The following is an 18,719-nucleotide window of genomic DNA, read 5'->3' as shown; positions in this document are numbered from 1 at the left end:
CGACCGGTGCCCCTTGCGGGATCAGGTCAATCTTCGAACTGGCGGCGCTCGGCCTCGATAGCTTCGGCCAGCGCACGGGCTTCGTCTTCTTCGTCGCTCAGCGGCGGCTGTTCGAGGGCGGCGACGGCGGCCAGGAGCTTTTCGCGGGCCTCGGCGACGCCAAGAATGTCCTCTTCGAGTTCAGGCTCGGCTTCAACCTCAGGCTCGGCGTTCTCCTGAACCTGCGGGTCGACCGCATCGTCGCGCAGCAAGTCATCGAAGTCGGTCTTGATGCCCTGCTCCATGTCGTCCAGCTCCAGCAGCAAGGTATGGAAGCTGGTCTCGTCCTTGGGCTCTTCAGGCTCGGCCGTGGCGTCGGCCAACTCCTGCAAGCCTTGTGGCACCGGCGCGTCGTCGAAGTCGAGCACTGGTTCGGTTTCCATTTCGCGCAGCTCGGCGAGCGGTGGCAAATCGTCGAGGTTTTTCAGGTTGAAGTGGTCGAGAAAGGCTTTGGTGGTGGCAAACATCGCCGGTTTGCCGGGCACGTCGCGATAGCCGACGATGCGGATCCACTCGCGCTCCAGCAGCGTCTTGACGATATGGCTGTTGACCGCCACCCCGCGCACGTCCTCGATTTCACCCCGGGTGATCGGCTGGCGGTAAGCGATCAGCGCCATGGTCTCCAGCATCGCCCGGGAATAACGCTGCGGGCGCTCTTCCCACAATCGACCGACCCACGGGGAAAACTGCTCACGGATTTGCAGGCGATACCCCGAGGCCACTTCCTTGAGCTCGAACGCCCGCCCGTCGCACGACTTGCGCAGGATATCCAGGGCTTTCTTGAACACCGGCGGCTCCGGACGCTCGCCTTCTTCAAACAGTTCGAACAAACGCTCCATGGATTGCGGTTTGCCCGAGGCCAGGAGAAAGGCTTCCAGCAGCGGGGCCAGTTCGCGGGGTTCAGTCAGATTCATCGATTCAGCTCGTTATTCGGCTCGCGCCCGCACGTGGATGGCCGCAAAAGGTTCGTTCTGCACCAGCTCGATCAAGGACTCCTTGACCAGTTCAAGGATGGCCATGAAGGTGACCACCACGCCCAACTTGCCCTCTTCTGCCGTGAACAGCTCGACAAACGGCACAAAACCACCGCCCTTGAGCCGTTCAAGCACGTCGCTCATGCGCTCGCGGGTCGACAGGGCTTCGCGGCTGACCTGATGGCTTTCAAACATGTCGCCACGGCGCAGCACCTCGGCCATGGACATCAGCAACTCTTCCAGACTCACGTCCGGCAACAGCTTGCGCGCCCGGGCCTCGGGGGCGTCGAGCTTGGGCACGATCACATCGCGGCCCACGCGGCTCAGGCCATCGATGCCTTCGGCGGCGGCCTTGAAGCGCTCGTATTCCTGCAGGCGTCGGATCAGTTCGGCGCGCGGATCGTCCTCTTCGGCTTCGATCGTCTCCGAACGCGGGAGCAACATGCGGGACTTGATCTCCGCCAGCATCGCCGCCATCACCAGGTATTCGGCGGCCAGCTCCAGGCGCACCGACTGCATCAACTCGACATAGCCCATGTACTGGCGGGTGATTTCCGCCACCGGGATGTCGAGGATGTCGATGTTCTGCTTGCGAATCAGGTACAACAGCAAGTCCAGCGGGCCCTCGAAGGCTTCAAGGAACACTTCCAGCGCATCCGGCGGAATGTACAAGTCCACCGGCATTTCGGTGACGGCCTGGCCGTACACCACCGCAAAGGGCAGTTCCTGCTGCGCGCCCGCCTGGCTGTCGACGGTTTCCACGACCGACATTCAGGCCTCGACCCTGAACGGCGCCGGGTCGCCGCAGCCCACACGGATCACTTCGGGCTCGCCGTCGGCCAGGTTGATCACGGTCGAGGCCTTGCCGCCGCCGAAACCACCGTCGATGATCAGGTCCACTTGTTTTTCCAGGAGTTGGCGCATTTCGTAAGGGTCTTCGAGGGGTTCAGTGTCACCCGGCATGATCAGCGACACGCTCATCAGCGGCTCACCCAGCTCTTCGAGCAGCGCCAATGCGATGGGATGCTCCGGCACCCGCAGGCCGATGGTGCGCTTTTTCGGGTGCAGCAGCAGCCGTGGCACTTCTCGGGTGGCATTCAGGATAAAGGTATAGGGCCCGGGCGTGTGGGCCTTGAGCAGGCGGAACGTGCCGGTGTCGACCTTGGCGAACAGACCCAGTTGCGACAGATCGCTGCAGATCAGCGCAAAATTGTGTTTGTCGTCCAACTGACGCAAGCGGCGCACGCGCTCGACCGCACCCTTGTCGCCAATCTGGCAACCAATGGCGTAGGACGAGTCCGTAGGATAAATCACCACGCCGCCGGCGCGAATGATCTCCACAGACTGTTTAATCAGGCGCGCCTGGGGATTTTCCGGATGAATCTGGAAGAACTGACTCACATTTTCTACCTGTTCAGACGGTGACAAGAGCGGGGTCATGGTTGAAACGACGCCAAAGGGGTGGCAAATCGTCCGGAACCGCACGGTACTCGCCGATCTCGGACCAGCCGCCAGGGCCATGGAAATCACTGCCGGCGCTGACCAGCAGGCCAAATTCACGGGCCAGGATCGACAGGCTGCCCACTTGCTCGGCGGGCTGAAAACCATTGACCACTTCGAGCGCCTGGCCGCCCGCTTGAATATAGTCGGCAATCAGCTTGCGGCGCTTGCTGCGGGTGAAATCGTAATGCCAAGGGTGCGCCAGGCTCACCCAGGCGCCGGCATCGCGCAGGGTGCCGACGGTTTCCTCAAGGCTGGGCCAGTGTTGCTTGACGTCCCCCAGCTTGCCGGCCCCCAGCCATTTGCGAAAGGCTTCGGCGCGATCCTTGACGAACCCCTCGCGCACCATCCAGTCGGCGAAGTGCGGACGGGCCGGCGCGTTGCCGCTGTCACCCAGCTCCTGCTGGATGGCGCGAGCCCCCTCCAGCGCATTGGGCATGCCTTTGAGGGCCAGCTTGCGGCTTATTTCTTCGGACCGCAGCCAGCGGCCATCGTGCAATTTGGCGATCGCCGCCACCAGGGGCGGGGCATCCACCTCAAACCCGTAGCCAAGCACATGAATGGTGGCGCCGCCCCAGGTGCACGACAATTCGACACCATTGACCAGTTGCATGCCCAGGGCGTTCGTCGCCTCACGGGCTTCGGCCAGGCCTTCGACGGTGTCGTGGTCGGTCAGCGCGAGAATCCGCACCCCGTGTTCAAACGCACGCGCAACCAGTACCGCAGGCGCAAGGGCGCCGTCGGAGGCGGTGCTGTGGCAGTGCAGATCGACATTCACGGGCGTGTGTAACCTCAAGTCAGCTGGCGCTTTCGCAACCAAGGATGTTTGTTATTATGCCGCCACATCCAGCTTCTGGCTCTTACTGTGAAACAATTCATCGACTTCATCCCGCTGTTGCTGTTTTTCATCGTTTATAAACTCGACCCTCGCGTCATCGATCTGGCCGGCCATGAGCTGTCCTTCGGCGGCATCTACAGCGCCACGGCGGTGCTGATCATCAGCTCCATCGTGGTCTACGGGGCCATCTTCATCTCCCAGCGCAAACTGGAAAAAAGCCAATGGCTGACCCTGATCGCCTGCCTGGTGTTCGGTAGCCTGACCCTGGCCTTCCACAGCGAAACCTTTCTCAAATGGAAAGCCCCGGTGGTGAACTGGCTGTTCGCCCTGGCGTTCATCGGCAGCCATTTCATTGGCGATCGCCTGCTGATCAAGCGGATCATGGGCCACGCACTCACCCTGCCCGAGCCGGTGTGGTACCGCCTGAACATCGCCTGGATCGTCTTCTTTCTGTTCTGCGGCGCAGCCAACCTGTTCGTGGCCTTTACCTTCCAGAGCTACTGGGTCGACTTCAAGGTGTTCGGCAGCCTGGGCATGACCGTGCTGTTCCTGGTCGGCCAGGGGATCTACCTGTCGCGCCACCTGCATGACACCGACCCTACCACGCCCAAAACCGAGGACTGACATGCTCTACGCCATCATTGCCACCGACGTCGCCGACTCGCTGGAAAAACGCCTGAGCGTACGCCCGGCCCACGTCGAGCGCCTGAAACAGCTGCAGGCCGAAGGCCGTATCGTGCTGGCCGGCCCGCACCCGGCGGTGGACAGCAACGACCCGGGCGACGCCGGCTTCACCGGCAGCCTGATCGTCGCCGAGTTCGCCTCCCTCGCCGACGCCCAGGCCTGGGCCAAGGCCGATCCCTATGTCGCGGCCGGCGTGTATGCCGATGTCGTGATCAAGCCGTTCAAGCAAGTCCTGCCATAGCGCCGAGTCTGTGTCGAACCTGATACGTTCGGCACACTCCTAATTGCTCATTATTCTCGGTAACCTGCCGACAACGTTCTGAATATTCGTGTGGAATCAGGAGTTCCGATGCGCTTACGTCAGTTGTGTCTGTTGGCAGTGGTAATGATCGGGGCTACGGCCCACGCTGAAGAAACCCCGAACACCGGCAGCTCCACGGCCTTGTCCTTGAGTGCCGGCAGCCAGATCACCGAGTTGCAACAACGCTTGAAAGAGAGCGAACGGTTGCGCGAGGAACTGAGCAAGCAACTGCAAAACGCGGAAACCGCCCGCGAAAGCGCCCAATTGAGTCGCCTGCGCCAGGAGAACCAACGCCTTGCCCAGCAACTCAAAGAATCACAGGGCGGCGCCCTGGCCCGCTGGCTGACCGAGCAACAACAGTGGTTCGTCACCGGCGGGGCCGTCGCACTGATCGCCTTGCTGTGCGGGATCTTCGCCAGTGGTGGGCACCGTCGCCGTCGACAATGGCTAAATTGAGTGAGTCATGAGCGAGCTGTTACTGATAGATGATGACCAGGAGCTCTGTGAGCTGCTGACCAGTTGGTTGAGCCAGGAAGGCTTCCAGGTGCGCGCCTGCCATGATGGTTTGAGCGCACGCAAGGCCTTGGCCGACAGTGCCCCCGCCGCCGTTGTGCTCGATGTGATGCTGCCCGACGGCAGTGGGCTGGAACTGCTCAAGCAGTTGCGCAGCGACCATCCGGAACTGCCGGTGCTGATGCTTTCCGCGCGGGGCGAGCCGCTCGACCGTATTCTCGGCCTGGAACTGGGCGCTGACGATTACCTGGCCAAGCCCTGCGACCCCCGCGAACTCACCGCCCGCCTGCGCGCCGTGCTGCGCCGCAGCCACCCGGCCGCCGTGTCCACCCAGCTGGAACTGGGCGACCTGTGCTTCAGCCCGGTGCGCGGCGTGGTCAGCATCGACGAACAGGAGTTTTCCCTCACTGTCTCCGAAAGCCGCCTGCTGGAGGCGCTGCTGCGCCAGCCCGGCGAGCCGCTGGACAAACAGGAACTGGCGCAGATCGCCCTCGGCCGCAAGCTGACCCTTTACGATCGCAGCCTGGACATGCACGTGAGCAACCTGCGCAAGAAGATCGGCCCGCACCCGGATGGCCGCCCACGGATCGTGGCGCTGCGCAGCCGGGGTTATTACTACAGCCTCTAAGCGTTCCCTGTGGGAGCTGGCTTGCCTGCTCCCACAGGAGATGTGCCTGCCCTGACAGTTTTGTCAGCTCCAGCCAAAACCCTCTTTACCCAAGCTTTACCCACCCCTGACCGCCGCTGACCTTGATCTCCTTAACCTACTCACATCCGGACTCACCGGAATAGAGACAGGAGAATCACCATGCGCAAGACCCTTATCGCTCTGATGTTCGCCGCTGCCCTGCCCACCGTTGCCCTGGCCGCATTGCCTGACGGTCCCGGCCCGATGGGCGGCCCCGAAGGCCACATGATGGGTGGCCCTGGCCACGGCGGTGAACACGGCCCGCGTGGCAAAGGTGGCCCGTTCAGCCAGTTGGACCTGAGCCGCGAACAGCGTCAGCAGATCGGCAAACTGATGGGTGACCAATGGCACGCCCGCAAAGACCTGACCCAGAAGTACCTGAACAAACTGCCAGCCGCTGACCAGAAAGCCCTGCAGGACGAAATCGCCGCCGGCAAGCAAAAAACCCAGGCCGATATCCGTGCCGTGCTCAAGCCCGACCAGCAGAAAAAGTTCGACGAGATCGTCAAGCAACAGGCCGAGCGCCGTGCCGAGTGGAAGGAATTCCAGGCCTGGAAAGCGCAACAGCCGCAAAAAGCGCAATAATGCTCTAGCGTCACGTTCACAGCCCAGTGGCCCCCGCCGCTGGGCTTTTTCCTGTTTGGGGGGGTTCTGTGCGTTCATTGTTCTGGCGCATCCTGGCCAGTTTCTGGCTGGCCATCGCTCTGGTTGCCGGGTTGTCGATCCTGCTTGGGCACATGCTCAATCAGGATGCCTGGATTCTCAGCCGTCACCCCGGCCTCAATACCCTGGCCGAAGACTGGACCCAACTCTATGAAAGCCAGGGCGAGGACGCCGCCCAGGAGTTGCTGCAACAGCGCAAGCGCCAGTACCACATCGACGTTCAGGTATTGAACGAAAGTGGCGACCCGGTGGTGCGCGGCACCTTCCCGCGGCGCGCCGCTGCCTTTGAAGCCCGGCAGAATGACAGCCAGGACGGCCACCTGCCCTGGCGACGCCTGACCGCCGAGTACACCAGCGAAAAAACCGGCGACACCTACCTGCTGATCTACCGCATTCCCCACCCCGAGCTGGATGCCTGGCACCGCAGCAGCCTGCTGTGGCCGTTGAGCGCGCTGACCATCGCCCTGGTGGTACTGACCCTGTTCAGCCTGCTGGTGACGCTGTCCATCACCCGCCCCTTGAGCCGTTTGCGCGGCGCGGTGCATGACCTCGGCCAGACCACCTACCAGCAAAACAGCCTGGCTCGCCTGGCCGACCGCCGCGACGAGTTCGGCGTGCTCGCCACCGACTTCAACCGCATGGGTGCACGCCTGCAAAGCCTGATCGGCAGCCAGCGCCAGTTGCTGCGCGACGTCTCCCATGAACTGCGCTCGCCCCTGGCGCGCCTGCGCATTGCCCTGGCCCTGGCGGAACGCGCCGGCCCGGAAGAGCGCGAACGCCTCTGGCCACGCTTGACGCTGGAGTGCGACCGCCTCGAAGCGCTGATCAGCGAAATTCTGGTGCTGGCCCGTGTTGATGCCGACAACGCCAGCGCCGAAGACATCGACCTCAACGCACTGCTCAAGGGCTTGCAGAAGGATGCACAGCTCAGCGCGCCGGACCAGGAAGTACACCTGAGCGCTGAAACCGACCTGCACCTCAAGGGCTGGCCGACCATGATCGAGCGGGCCGTGGATAACCTGTTACGCAACGCTCAGCGCTTCAGCCCACCTGGCCAGCCGATCGAGTTGCAGGCGCAGCGCCTGGGCGAGCGCCTGCTGATCAGCGTGCGCGACCATGGCCCCGGCGTCGGCACCGAACACCTGGGGCAACTGGGCGAACCGTTTTACCGCGCCCCCGGGCAAACCGCCCAGGGCCATGGCCTGGGCCTGGCCATCGCCCGGCGTGCGGCGGAACGCCATGGCGGCAACCTACTGCTGGATAACCACCCCGAAGGCGGATTCATCGCCCGTATCGACCTGCCGTTGGAACCCGGGGTTGCCACACCCGCCGGATGATCTTCTATAGTGGCCCTTCTCTAAAACGGAGGGCCTTTGATGACTGACCTGCTGACCCCCATCCAAGCCGCACTCGATCTGCCGAACACCCCACTGACCGTGACCGGAGTCGGCGCATTGCCCTCGACCTTCGCCGTCACCGAACTGGCCGGCGCCAGCGTCGGTGCCGCCGGCCAGGCCGTGGCACGCCTGCTCGAACAACAAACCGGGCGCCTGCCCACTGTCACGGTGGACCGGCGCCTCGCCTCCTTCTGGTTCTCCTCCTCGATTCGCCCGGTGGGCTGGCAGGTGCCGCCGCTGTGGGACCCGGTGGCCGGCGACTATGCCAGCGCCGACGGCTGGATTCGTCTGCACACCAATGCGCCCCACCACCGCGCCGCCGCCGAGCGGGTGCTGGGCAAGGTCACGGACCGCGCGCAAATGGCCGCTCAGGTAGCCGCCTGGAATGCCGCTGAACTGGAACAGGCGATTGTCGATGAAGGCGGCTGCGCGGCGCAGATGCGCACCTGGCAAGCCTGGCAGGCGCATCCGCAGGGGCTGGCGGTAAATGCCGAAGCGCTGGTGCAGCGTGAGACATTCGACACCGTCATCGACAGGCCCTGGCTCGGCTCGGTCGCCCGCCCCCTGGCCGGCATCAAGGTACTGGACCTGACTCGCGTATTGGCCGGCCCGGTAGCCAGCCGTTTTCTCGCAGGCCTGGGCGCCGACGTGCTGCGTATCGACTCACCCACCTGGAACGAGCCGGGCGTGGTGCCGGAAATGACCCTGGGCAAACGCTGCGCCCGCCTGGACCTGAAGACCCCTCACGACCGGCAGGTGTTCGAAAACCTGCTCAAGGACGCCGACATTCTGTTCCACGGCTACCGCGCCGATGCGCTGGAACACCTGGGCTATACCGCCGCCGAATTGCACGCCATCGCCCCCGGGCTGATCGACGTGAGCCTCAACGCCTATGGCTGGAGCGGCCCGTGGCGCAACCGCCGAGGCTTCTACAGCCTGGTGCAGATGAGCAGCGGAATTGCCGCCGCCGGCATGGCCTGGAAACAATCGGATAAACCCGTGCCGCTGCCGTTGCAGGCGCTGGATCACGCCACTGGGTACTTGATGGCCGCCAGTGCGATTCAGGCGTTGAGCGAGCGGTTGAAGTCGGGGCGTGGAGGCTCGGCACGGTTGTCGTTGGCGCGCACGGCGACGTTATTGGTGGAGGCTGGGCAAGTGCCGGAGCACGTGGCATTGCGAGCCGAAGAACCGAGTGATCAAGGCGTGTTGGTGGAGCAGACGGTCTGGGGCCCGGCCCATCGACTGCTGCCGCCGTTGACCCTCAGCGGCACACCGTTGCAGTGGGATCTGCCGGCGGGAGAATTGGGCTCGCATCGGGCTCAGTGGTGACCTGAAGGCCGCTATCGCAGGCAAGCCAGCTCCCACATTTTGACCGCATTCCAAATGATGTACTCGGTCAAACGTGGGAGCGGCGGTGCGACGATTCGACTTGCTCGCGAAAAGGGCGGCAGGTACCCCCATCTCACAATGACAGCACCCCGCTGTACAACCCGTATGCCGCCAGCCCCGCGCCTGCAATCACGCAGGCGAAAATGCCTTTTTCCACCGAGGTAAACAAGGGTCGGCGCTGCTCACGCTTGGCCAGGGCGAACAGAATCACGCCCGGCGCATACAGCAACGCCGACAGCAGCAGGTACTTCAAACCGCCGGCGTACAACAGCCACACCGCATACCCGAGGGCAATGAGGCCCACCAGCAAATCCTTGAGGCGTTGGCCGTGGGCGCCCGCATAGGTTTCGCCACGCCCGCTCAACAGCACCGCATAGGCTGCCGACCACAGGTACGGCACCAGAATCATCGATGAGGCGAGGTAGATCAGCGTGGTGTAGGTGCTGTGGGAAAACAGCGTGATCACCAGAAACGCCTGAATCATCACGTTGGTCAGCCACAACGCATTGACCGGCACCTGGTTGGCGTTCTGCTTTTTCAGGAAGGCCGGCATGGTCTTGTCCTGCGCCGTGGCGTGGAGGATTTCCGCGCAGAGCAACGCCCAGGACAGCAAGGCACCCAACAGCGACACGGCCAGGCCCAGGCTGATCAACAGCGCCCCCCAGGGCCCGACGATATGCTCCAGCACCCCCGCCAGCGACGGGTTTTGCAATTTGGCCAGTTCCGGCTGGCCCATGATGCCCAGCGACAGCACGTTTACCAGCACCAACAGCGCCAGCACCCCGAGAAAGCCGATCACCGTGGCACGGCCCACGTCGGCGCGTTTTTCCGCACGCGCCGAATACACACTGGCGCCCTCGATGCCGATGAACACGAACACCGTGACCAGCATCATGTTGCGCACCTGGTCGACCACACCGCCGAACTGCGGGTTGCCCAGCCCCCAGATATCGCGGGTGAAGATATCGGCCCTGAACGCCACGGCAGCGATCACGATGAACATCACCAGCGGCACGATCTTCGCCACCGTGGTGATCTGGTTGATGAACGCCGCCTCTTTGATGCCTCGCATCACCAGAAAATGCACAGCCCACAACAGCAGCGATGCACAACCGATGGCCACCGGCGTATTGCCTTGGCCGAACACCGGAAAAAAATAACCGAGGGTACTGAATAGCAACACGAAGTAACCCACGTTGCCCATCCAGGCACTGATCCAGTAGCCCCAGGCGGATGAGAACCCCATGTAATCGCCGAATCCGGCCTTGGCGTACGCATACACGCCGGAATCCAGCTCGGGTTTGCGGTTGGCCAGGGTCTGGAACACAAAGGCCAGGGTCAGCATGCCGACGGCGGTGATCGCCCAACCGATCAGCACCGCGCCCACCTCCGCGCGCGCTGCCATGTTCTGCGGCAGAGAGAAGATGCCACCACCGATCATCGAGCCCACCACCAGGGCGATCAGGGCACCCAGTCGAAGTTTCTGTACGGATTGGGACATGGACACTCCTGTGCAGTGAACCGTTGTTCGAGCCAACAACCGTGCACTCGAATGATTAACTCAGCGAGTGTAGCGGTAATTGGAAAACACGAATTAAGCCGACGCGCTAATAGCCTATTGGCATGACCCTTAATAGGCTTAAGGCCTATTTAGAATTTAAATACTGCAACTGCGAAACCCTCGTCCAAAAAGTTTGCACATTCGAAAAAACGGACTAGCTTCAAACGTCCATACCCCTGACTAAATGATTAACCACAACGGACACAAGGCTCTGGAAAGCGCCTTGCCGAGGACTTTTATCGCCCGCGAACGCTCAACCCAAGTCATTAATTCACAATGGAATGTGCCAATGAAGTGATCTGAGTCAGCTGTTTGATTAGCGCACGGAATTATTCTGTGGTCTCTCTTCTCCTGCATTGGAGTCATGCAATGTCTGAAACTCCCGGAAAACTAAAACTGGGTGCATTGGTTGCACTTGTCGTGGGTTCGATGATTGGCGGCGGCATCTTCTCCCTGCCGCAGAACATGGCGGCCAGTGCCGATGTGGGCGCGGTGCTGATCGGGTGGGTCATCACCGCCATCGGCATGCTGACCCTGGCTTTCGTGTTCCAGACCCTCGCCAACCGCAAGCCCGACCTCGACGGCGGGGTCTACGCCTACGCCAAGGCCGGTTTCGGCGACTACATGGGTTTCTCATCCGCCTGGGGCTACTGGATCAGTGCCTGGCTCGGCAACGTCGGCTACTTCGTGCTCTTGTTCAGCACCCTCGGTTACTTCTTCCCGGTGTTTGGCGAAGGCAATACCCCCGCCGCCGTGATCGGCGCCTCGGTGCTGCTGTGGGCCGTGCACTTTCTGGTGCTGCGCGGCATCAAGGAAGCGGCGTTCATCAACCTGGTGACCACCGTCGCCAAGGTGGTACCGCTGCTGCTGTTCGTGTTGATCGCGCTGTTCGCGTTCAAGCTGGACATTTTCACCGCAGACATCTGGGGCGTGAAAAACCCGGACCTGGGCAGCGTGATGAACCAGGTGCGCAACATGATGCTGGTCACTGTGTGGGTGTTCATCGGCATCGAGGGCGCGAGCATCTTTTCCTCCCGCGCAGAAAAACGCTCCGACGTGGGCAAGGCCACGGTAATTGGCTTCATCACCGTGCTGCTGTTCCTGATGCTGGTGAACGTGCTGTCCCTGGGGATCATGACCCAACCGGAACTGGCCAAATTGCAGAACCCGTCGATGGCCGCCGTGCTGGAGCACGTGGTGGGCCACTGGGGCGCGGTGCTGATCAGCGTCGGCCTGATCATTTCCCTGCTCGGGGCGCTGTTGTCGTGGGTGCTGCTGTGTGCGGAGATCATGTTCGCCGCCGCCAAGGACCACACCATGCCGGAGTTCCTGCGCCGCGAAAACGCCAACCAGGTGCCCGCCAATGCCCTCTGGCTGACCAACGCCATGGTGCAGATTTTCCTGGTGATCACGCTGTTTTCCGCCAGCACTTACCTGTCGCTGATCTACCTCGCCACCTCGATGATCCTGGTGCCTTACCTGTGGTCGGCGGCCTATGCGCTGCTGCTGGCGGTGCGTGGCGAAACCTATGAAGCCGCCCTGGCCGAGCGCAAGAAAGACCTGTTCATCGGCGCCATTGCGTTGATCTACGCCATCTGGCTGCTCTACGCCGGCGGCGTGAAATACCTGCTGTTGTCCGCCCTGCTCTATGCCCCTGGCGTGATCCTGTTCGCCAAGGCCAAACGGGAACTGGGCAAACCGATTTTCACCAATGTCGAGAAGCTGATTTTTGCCGCAGTCGTCCTGGGCGCCCTGGTGGCGGCCTATGGCCTCTACGACGGCTTCCTGACTCTGTAACTTTTGTTCACTGGAGGATCTGTAATGACCACGGAAAAAGTGAAGTACGGCGTACATTCCGAAGCCGGCAAACTGCGTAAAGTCATGGTGTGTTCCCCCGGTTTGGCCCACCAGCGGCTGACCCCCAACAACTGCGATGAACTGTTGTTCGATGACGTGCTGTGGGTGGCCCAAGCCAAGCGCGACCACTTCGACTTCGTGACCAAAATGCGTGAGCGGGACATTGATGTGCTGGAAATGCACAACCTGCTCACCGACATCGTGGCCATCCCCGAGGCACTGGACTGGATCCTGGAGCGCAAGATCACCGCCAATACCGTTGGCCTGGGCCTGGTCGGCGAAGTCGGCTCCTGGCTGCGCAGCCTGGAACCGCGCAAGGTCGCCGAATACCTGATCGGTGGCGTGTCAGCCGATGACCTGCCGAGCAGCTTCGGTGGCAAGGCCATCGAGATGTTCCGCGATTTCCTCGGCCATTCGAGCTTCATCCTGCCCCCGCTACCCAACACCCAATTCACCCGCGACACCACCTGCTGGATCTACGGCGGCGTGACGCTCAACCCGATGTACTGGCCGGCGCGACGCCAGGAAACCCTGCTGGCCACCGCCATCTACAAATTCCACCCCGAGTTCACCAACGCCGACTTCCAGATCTGGTACGGCGACCCCGACCAGGAACACGGCGCCTCCACCCTGGAAGGCGGCGACGTGATGCCGATCGGCAACGGCGTGGTGCTGATCGGCATGGGCGAGCGTTCGTCCCACCAGGCCATCGGGCAATTGGCGCGCAACCTGTTCAGGAACAAGGCCGTGGAGAAAGTCATCGTCGCCGGCCTGCCCAAGTCTCGCGCGGCGATGCACCTGGACACCGTGTTCAGCTTCTGCGACCGCGACCTGGTCACCGTTTTCCCCGAAGTGGTCAGCCAGATCGTGCCGTTCACCCTGCGCCCTGACGAGAGCAAGCCCCACGGCATCGATATCCAGCGCGAGAAAACCAACTTCCTCGACACCGTCGCCGCCGCCCTCGGCCTCAAGGCCCTGCGCGTGGTGGAAACCGGCGGCAACAGCTTCGCCGCCGAACGCGAACAATGGGACGACGGCAACAACGTCGTGGCCGTGGAGCCCGGCGTGGTGATCGGTTACGACCGCAACACCTACACCAACACCCTGCTGCGCAAGGCCGGTGTGGAAGTCATCACCATCAGTGCCGGCGAACTGGGCCGGGGCCGGGGCGGCGGCCACTGCATGACCTGCCCGATCATCCGCGACCCTATCGACTACTAAGCGACCATCCCCTGGCCGGCGTCCATAAGACACCGGCCAGGCAGATCACCGAATCTCAGGAGAATCATCATGGCGTTCAACATCCACAACCGTAACCTGCTCAGCCTGGAACACCATACCGAACGCGAGCTGCGCTATCTGCTGGACCTGTCCCGCGATCTCAAGCGCGCCAAGTACACCGGCACCGAACAGCAGCACCTCAAGGGCAACAACATCGCGCTGATCTTCGAAAAAACCTCGACCCGCACCCGCTGCGCCTTCGAAGTGGCGGCCTATGACCAGGGCGCCAACGTCACTTACATCGACCCGAACTCTTCGCAGATCGGCCACAAGGAAAGCATGAAGGACACCGCCCGCGTGCTCGGGCGCATGTACGACGCCATCGAGTACCGGGGCTTCAAGCAGGAGATCGTCGAAGAGCTGGCCAAGTTCGCCGGCGTGCCGGTGTTCAACGGCCTGACCGATGAATACCACCCCACCCAGATGATCGCCGACGTGCTGACCATGCGCGAACACGCCGACAAGCCCCTGCATGAAATCAGCTACGCCTACCTCGGGGACGCGCGCAACAACATGGGCAACTCGCTGCTGCTGATCGGCGCCAAGCTGGGTATGGACGTGCGCATCTGCGCGCCGAAGGTACTGTGGCCCCACGATGACCTGGTGAGCCGTTGCAAGGAATACGCGCAAGCCAGCGGCGCGCGCATCACCCTCACCGAAGACCCGAAAGCGGCGGTCAAAGGCGTGGACTTCATCCACACCGACGTGTGGGTGTCCATGGGCGAGCCGGTGGAAGCCTGGGCCGAGCGCATCGAGCAACTGCTGCCCTATCAAGTGAATGCCGAACTGATGAAAGCGTCGGGCAACCCACGGACCAAGTTCATGCACTGCCTGCCGGCGTTCCACAACAGCGACACCAAGGTGGGCAAACAGATCGCGGAACAATACCCGCACCTGGCCAATGGCATCGAAGTGACCGACGACGTGTTCGAGTCGCCGGCGTGTATCGCCTTCGAGCAAGCGGAAAACCGCATGCACACCATCAAGGCGATTTTGGTGTCGACCCTGGCTGACCTCTAAGGCACGGCACCGTCAATGTGGGAGCTGGCTTGTGTGAGATCTGGCTTTTGTGGGAGCTGGCTTGCCTGCGATGCAGGCAACTCGGTCGATCAGATAGACCGCGGTGATGCCATCGCGGGCAAGCCCGGCTCCCACAAAAAGCCCGGCTCCCACATTGACTGCGTTCCTTCATCAGAATTTTTTCAGAAGGACATTTTGTATGCGTATCGTCGTTGCACTGGGCGGTAACGCCCTGCTCCGCCGGGGTGAGCCCATGACCGCGGACAACCAGCGCGCCAATATCCGGATCGCCACCGAACAGATCGCCAAGATCCATCCTGGCAACGAACTGGTGATCGCCCACGGCAATGGCCCGCAAGTCGGCCTGCTGTCGTTGCAGGCCGCCGCCTACACCCAGGTTTCACCCTACCCGCTGGACGTGCTGGGCGCCGAGACCGAGGGCATGATCGGTTACATCATCGAACAGGAACTGGGCAACCTGCTGGACTTCGAAGTGCCCTTCGCCACCCTGCTCACCCAGGTCGAAGTGGACGCCAAGGACCCGGCTTTCAAGAACCCGACCAAGCCCATCGGCCCGGTGTATTCCAAGGCAGAAGCGGAAAAACTCGCCGCCGAAAAAGGCTGGGCCATTGCGCCGGACGGCGACAAGTACCGCCGCGTGGTCGCCAGCCCGCGCCCTAAACGTATCTTTGAAATCCGCCCGATCAAGTGGCTGCTGGAAAAAAGCAGCATCGTGATCTGCGCCGGCGGCGGCGGCATCCCGACGATGTATGGCGAAGACGGCAAGCTCAGGGGCATCGAAGCGGTGATCGACAAGGACCTGTGCTCCTCGCTGCTGGCCGCGCAACTGGACGCCGACCTGCTGGTGATTGCCACCGACGTCAACGCCGCCTTCGTCGATTACGGCAAACCCGGCCAGAAGGCCATCGGCCAGGCCCACCCCGATGAAATGGAAAAACTCGGCTTCGCCGCCGGCTCCATGGGGCCAAAGGTACAAGCTGCCTGCGAGTTCGCGCGCCAGACTGGCAAAACCGCCGTCATCGGTTCACTCTCGGACATCGAAGCCATCGTCCAGGGCAGCGCCGGTACCCGCATCAGCACGGCAAAACCTGGCATCACCTACCTGTGAAGCAGAGGAGAAACGCCTATGGCCACGTTTGAACCCGGTCACTTGCACATCGAGCGTCACGCGCTCAATGCCCAGGACTTCAGCTACAACCTGTGCATCGACTACGAAGTCAGCCAGGACCCCAAGGAAGGCAAGGGCATGCTGTTCAAACTGCACGGTTCGGTGCAGGACAAGGACCTCAAGGAAGAATTCTTCCTGCCCAAGGACCAGGCGTTCGACTTTGCGCGGCATGCGATGAACATCGCGCAGAAATACGGCATGCCCAAGACCGCCGTACTGAGCGGAGCGATGCACAAGCAATATGACCTGATGTTCGAGGATGTGCGGCATCAGCTGGATGTGAAATCCGGCGACCCGGTCAAGCCTGAGCACCTGGAGTAGCCTTTTTCTCACAGGCAAAATGGATCAAATGTGGGAGCTGGCTTGCCTGCGATAGCGGAGTGTCAGGCGACATCAATGTCACTGTTGCACCGCTATCGCAGACAAGCCAGCTCCCACATTTTGATCTCCATCGTCAGCAAGGCATACTTGCCACCTCTCGCACCACAGAACCAAACGCCACCCCATGCGTATCCACGTCAGCTTCATCGACCGCGTCGGCATCACCCAGGAAGTCCTGGCCCTGCTCGGCGGGCGCAATCTCAACCTGGATGCGGTGGAGATGGTGCCGCCCAACGTCTATATCGATGCACCGACGTTGAGTGCCGCCGTGCTGGAAGAACTGCGCGATGCACTGTTCAGCGTGCACGGGGTGCAGGCCGTGACCGTGGTGGACATCCTCCCCGGCCAGCGCCGCCACTTGCAACTCGACGCCCTGCTGGCGGCCATGACCGACCCGGTGCTGGCCCTGGACAGCGCGGGCAAGATCCTGTTGGCCAACCCGGCGCTGATTGCGTTGTACGGGCGCGAGCCTGCTGGGGAAAGTATCAGCGAACTGTTCAACGACCCGGCACTGCTGGACACCCTGCTCGAACATGGCTTTCGCCTGCCCCTGCGCGAGATCAGCGTCAACGGCCAGACCCTGCTGCTGGACGCCACGCCGATCACCGACGCCGGCGCCCTGCTCACGCTGTACCAGCCCAACCGCATCGGCGAACAACTCTCGGCGCTGCACCATGACCATGCCGAAGGGTTCGATGCGCTGCTCGGCGAGTCGCCGGTCATCCGCACCCTCAAGGCCCGGGCGCAGCGCGTTGCGGCGCTGGATGCGCCGTTGTTGATCCAGGGCGAAACCGGCACCGGCAAGGAATTGGTGGCCCGCGCCTGTCACGCCATCAGCGCGCGCCACAGTGCGCCGTTCCTGGCGCTGAACTGCGCGGCGCTGCCGGAGAACCTCGCCGAAAGCGAGTTGTTCGGCTATGCCCCTGGCGCCTTCACCGGCGCCCAGCGCGGCGGCAAGCCGGGGCTGATGGAACTGGCCAACCAGGGCACGGTGTTCCTCGATGAGATCGGTGAGATGTCACCCTATTTGCAGGCCAAACTGCTGCGCTTTCTCAATGACGGCAGCTTCCGCCGTGTGGGCGGCGACCGCGAAGTGAAGGTCAATGTGCGCATCCTCAGCGCCACCCACCGCGACCTGGAAAAAATGGTCAGCGAAGGCACCTTCCGCGAAGACCTGTTCTACCGCCTCAATGTGCTCAACGTCGAGGTGCCGCCACTGCGCGAGCGCGGCCAGGACATCCTGTTGCTCGCCCGCTATTTCATGCAGCAAGCCTGTGCGCAGATCCAGCGCCCGGTCTGTCGCCTGGCGCCCGGCACCTACCCGGCGCTGCTGGACAACCGCTGGCCGGGCAACGTACGCCAGTTGCAGAACGTGATCTTTCGCGCCGCGGCCATCTGCGAAAGCAGCCTGGTGGACATCGGCGACCTCGACATAGCCGGCACTTCGGTAGCCCGCCAGAACGACGGCGAAGTCGACAGCCTGGAACAGGCCGTGGAAGACTTCGAGCGCAACCTGCTGGAATCGCTCTACACCCGCTACCCCTCGACCCGCCAACTGGCCAGCCGCCTGCAGACCTCCCACACGGCGATTGCCCATCGCCTGCGCAAGTACGGCATTCCCAACAAGCCCTGACGGGTAAAACGCAGTGCAAATGTGGGAGCTGGCTTGTCGGGTCGCCGCATCGCTGCGATAGCGGTCTGTCAGTGACACATGGGCTGGCTGATCCACCGCTATCGCAGGCAAGCCAGCTCCCACAGTGACCACAATCCAATTTTTTGGTCCAGGAACGACATCGGCTGTACCGAAAGCGCTACAGCGTAACGATATCGCTACAACCCTGTTTTTTGCGCGCCATGCAAGGCTTTGATCCACATAGGCTTTTTTTCTTGCGCGTAGCTGTAGCGAAATCGCTACAGCCAGGCCGAACAATGCTTGACCAATTTTTAATAAGTCATTGTTTTATAAAGATTTAAAAACATTGGCCGCGATTTTGCTAAGCAACTCCCCATTATTCCAATCCCGTCCACCAGACGAATCTGGCCCCGAGGAGTTTCCATGAGCGAGTTGCGTTTTACTGAAGATCACGAATGGCTGCGCGCCGAAGCTGACGGCAGCGTCACCGTGGGTATCACCGCGTTTGCGCAAAACGCGCTGGGTGATGTGGTTTTCGTGCAACTGCCAGAGCTGCAGGCCTACGACAAGGGCGCGGAAGCGGCCACGGTCGAGTCGGTCAAGGCCGCAAGCGGCGTTTACATGCCCCTCACCGGTGAAGTGGTGGCAGTGAACCCGGCGCTGGAAGACAGCCCGGAACTGGTCAACGAAGATCCGCTGGGCGAAGGCTGGTTCTTCCGCTTCAAACCGGCCGATGCCGGGGCGGTGGCTAAACTGTTGGATCAGGACGCGTACGACCGCCTGATCAAAGCCAACGCTGAAGCCTGAGGAG

19 protein-coding genes are annotated in these 18,719 nt (G+C 62.2%); 14 read left to right on the top strand and 5 right to left on the bottom strand.

The window, feature by feature from the left end; genetic code table 11:
* Positions 1-26: 26 nt before the first annotated feature.
* From scpB to ACW9IN_RS18165, 4 genes are all read right to left on the bottom strand, one after another.
* Positions 27-953 carry an SMC-Scp complex subunit ScpB gene (scpB, locus tag ACW9IN_RS18180; RefSeq protein WP_457367184.1) on the bottom strand — a complete coding sequence of 309 codons (927 nt, stop codon included), beginning with the start codon at positions 951-953 and terminating at the stop codon, positions 27-29.
* A 12-nt stretch (positions 954-965) separates the two neighbouring features.
* The gene (locus ACW9IN_RS18175) at positions 966-1,664 is read right to left on the bottom strand and encodes a segregation and condensation protein A (RefSeq protein WP_457367197.1); all 699 of its coding nucleotides are present in this window, start codon (positions 1,662-1,664) and stop codon (positions 966-968) included.
* A 120-nt stretch (positions 1,665-1,784) separates the two neighbouring features.
* Positions 1,785-2,414, bottom strand: a complete 630-nt coding sequence (locus ACW9IN_RS18170; protein WP_457367183.1) for an L-threonylcarbamoyladenylate synthase — start codon at positions 2,412-2,414, stop codon at positions 1,785-1,787.
* A 13-nt stretch (positions 2,415-2,427) separates the two neighbouring features.
* A complete protein-coding gene (locus ACW9IN_RS18165; RefSeq protein ID WP_457367182.1) occupies positions 2,428-3,291 on the bottom strand; it encodes a PHP domain-containing protein in 864 nt (287 codons plus the stop codon).
* 87 nt (positions 3,292-3,378) lie between these two features.
* On the opposite strand from ACW9IN_RS18165, the gene ACW9IN_RS18160 reads away from it, so the two are divergent.
* The 7 genes from ACW9IN_RS18160 (at position 3,379) to ACW9IN_RS18130 (ending at position 8,926) form a co-directional block, all read left to right on the top strand.
* Positions 3,379-3,975 (top strand): septation protein A, encoded by a 597-nt coding sequence (locus ACW9IN_RS18160; RefSeq protein WP_457367181.1) that lies wholly within the window; start codon positions 3,379-3,381, stop codon positions 3,973-3,975.
* A gap of 1 nt (position 3,976) precedes the next feature.
* On the top strand, positions 3,977-4,276 hold the full coding sequence (locus ACW9IN_RS18155) for a YciI family protein (RefSeq protein WP_071489417.1): 300 nt from the start codon (positions 3,977-3,979) through the stop codon (positions 4,274-4,276).
* A gap of 108 nt (positions 4,277-4,384) precedes the next feature.
* Positions 4,385-4,792 carry a translation initiation factor 2 gene (locus ACW9IN_RS18150; protein WP_457367180.1) on the top strand — a complete coding sequence of 136 codons (408 nt, stop codon included), beginning with the start codon at positions 4,385-4,387 and terminating at the stop codon, positions 4,790-4,792.
* Positions 4,793-4,799: 7 nt separating this feature from the next.
* Positions 4,800-5,477, top strand: coding sequence for a response regulator transcription factor (locus ACW9IN_RS18145; RefSeq protein WP_457367179.1), 678 nt, complete (start codon positions 4,800-4,802; stop codon positions 5,475-5,477).
* Positions 5,478-5,657: 180 nt separating this feature from the next.
* Positions 5,658-6,122 carry an LTXXQ domain protein gene (locus ACW9IN_RS18140; protein WP_457367178.1) on the top strand — a complete coding sequence of 155 codons (465 nt, stop codon included), beginning with the start codon at positions 5,658-5,660 and terminating at the stop codon, positions 6,120-6,122.
* Between the two features lie 68 nt (positions 6,123-6,190).
* Positions 6,191-7,537, top strand: coding sequence for a sensor histidine kinase (locus tag ACW9IN_RS18135; RefSeq protein WP_457367177.1), 1,347 nt, complete (start codon positions 6,191-6,193; stop codon positions 7,535-7,537).
* A gap of 39 nt (positions 7,538-7,576) precedes the next feature.
* Positions 7,577-8,926, top strand: a complete 1,350-nt coding sequence (locus ACW9IN_RS18130) for a CoA transferase (protein WP_457367176.1) — start codon at positions 7,577-7,579, stop codon at positions 8,924-8,926.
* Positions 8,927-9,059: 133 nt separating this feature from the next.
* Here the strand turns inward: ACW9IN_RS18130 and arcD (ACW9IN_RS18125) are convergent, their stop codons facing one another.
* The gene (arcD, locus tag ACW9IN_RS18125) at positions 9,060-10,487 is read right to left on the bottom strand and encodes an arginine-ornithine antiporter (RefSeq protein WP_457367175.1); all 1,428 of its coding nucleotides are present in this window, start codon (positions 10,485-10,487) and stop codon (positions 9,060-9,062) included.
* Positions 10,488-10,916: 429 nt separating this feature from the next.
* Here arcD (ACW9IN_RS18125) and arcD (ACW9IN_RS18120) point away from each other — a divergent pair, with 429 nt between their 5' ends.
* From arcD (ACW9IN_RS18120) to gcvH, 7 genes are all read left to right on the top strand, one after another.
* Positions 10,917-12,344 carry an arginine-ornithine antiporter gene (gene arcD / locus ACW9IN_RS18120; RefSeq protein WP_457367174.1) on the top strand — a complete coding sequence of 476 codons (1,428 nt, stop codon included), beginning with the start codon at positions 10,917-10,919 and terminating at the stop codon, positions 12,342-12,344.
* A 24-nt stretch (positions 12,345-12,368) separates the two neighbouring features.
* The gene (gene arcA, locus ACW9IN_RS18115; RefSeq protein ID WP_457367173.1) at positions 12,369-13,625 is read left to right on the top strand and encodes an arginine deiminase; all 1,257 of its coding nucleotides are present in this window, start codon (positions 12,369-12,371) and stop codon (positions 13,623-13,625) included.
* A gap of 69 nt (positions 13,626-13,694) precedes the next feature.
* The gene (locus ACW9IN_RS18110; protein WP_457367172.1) at positions 13,695-14,705 is read left to right on the top strand and encodes an ornithine carbamoyltransferase; all 1,011 of its coding nucleotides are present in this window, start codon (positions 13,695-13,697) and stop codon (positions 14,703-14,705) included.
* Between the two features lie 199 nt (positions 14,706-14,904).
* A complete protein-coding gene (gene arcC / locus ACW9IN_RS18105) occupies positions 14,905-15,834 on the top strand; it encodes a carbamate kinase (protein WP_457367171.1) in 930 nt (309 codons plus the stop codon).
* A gap of 18 nt (positions 15,835-15,852) precedes the next feature.
* Positions 15,853-16,215, top strand: a complete 363-nt coding sequence (locus ACW9IN_RS18100) for a DUF5064 family protein (RefSeq protein ID WP_457367170.1) — start codon at positions 15,853-15,855, stop codon at positions 16,213-16,215.
* A 184-nt stretch (positions 16,216-16,399) separates the two neighbouring features.
* Complete coding sequence (locus ACW9IN_RS18095) at positions 16,400-17,908, top strand: sigma-54-dependent transcriptional regulator (protein WP_457367169.1); 1,509 nt, start codon at positions 16,400-16,402, stop codon at positions 17,906-17,908.
* Positions 17,909-18,331: 423 nt separating this feature from the next.
* Positions 18,332-18,715 (top strand): glycine cleavage system protein GcvH, encoded by a 384-nt coding sequence (gene gcvH / locus ACW9IN_RS18090; protein ID WP_457367168.1) that lies wholly within the window; start codon positions 18,332-18,334, stop codon positions 18,713-18,715.
* Positions 18,716-18,719: the final 4 nt, after the last annotated feature.

It is taken from the genome of Pseudomonas sp. SDO5271_S396 (assembly GCF_054071795.1).
The sequence above is the reverse complement of the archived record's forward strand: the minus strand, read 5'-3'. Positions and strand labels throughout refer to the sequence as shown.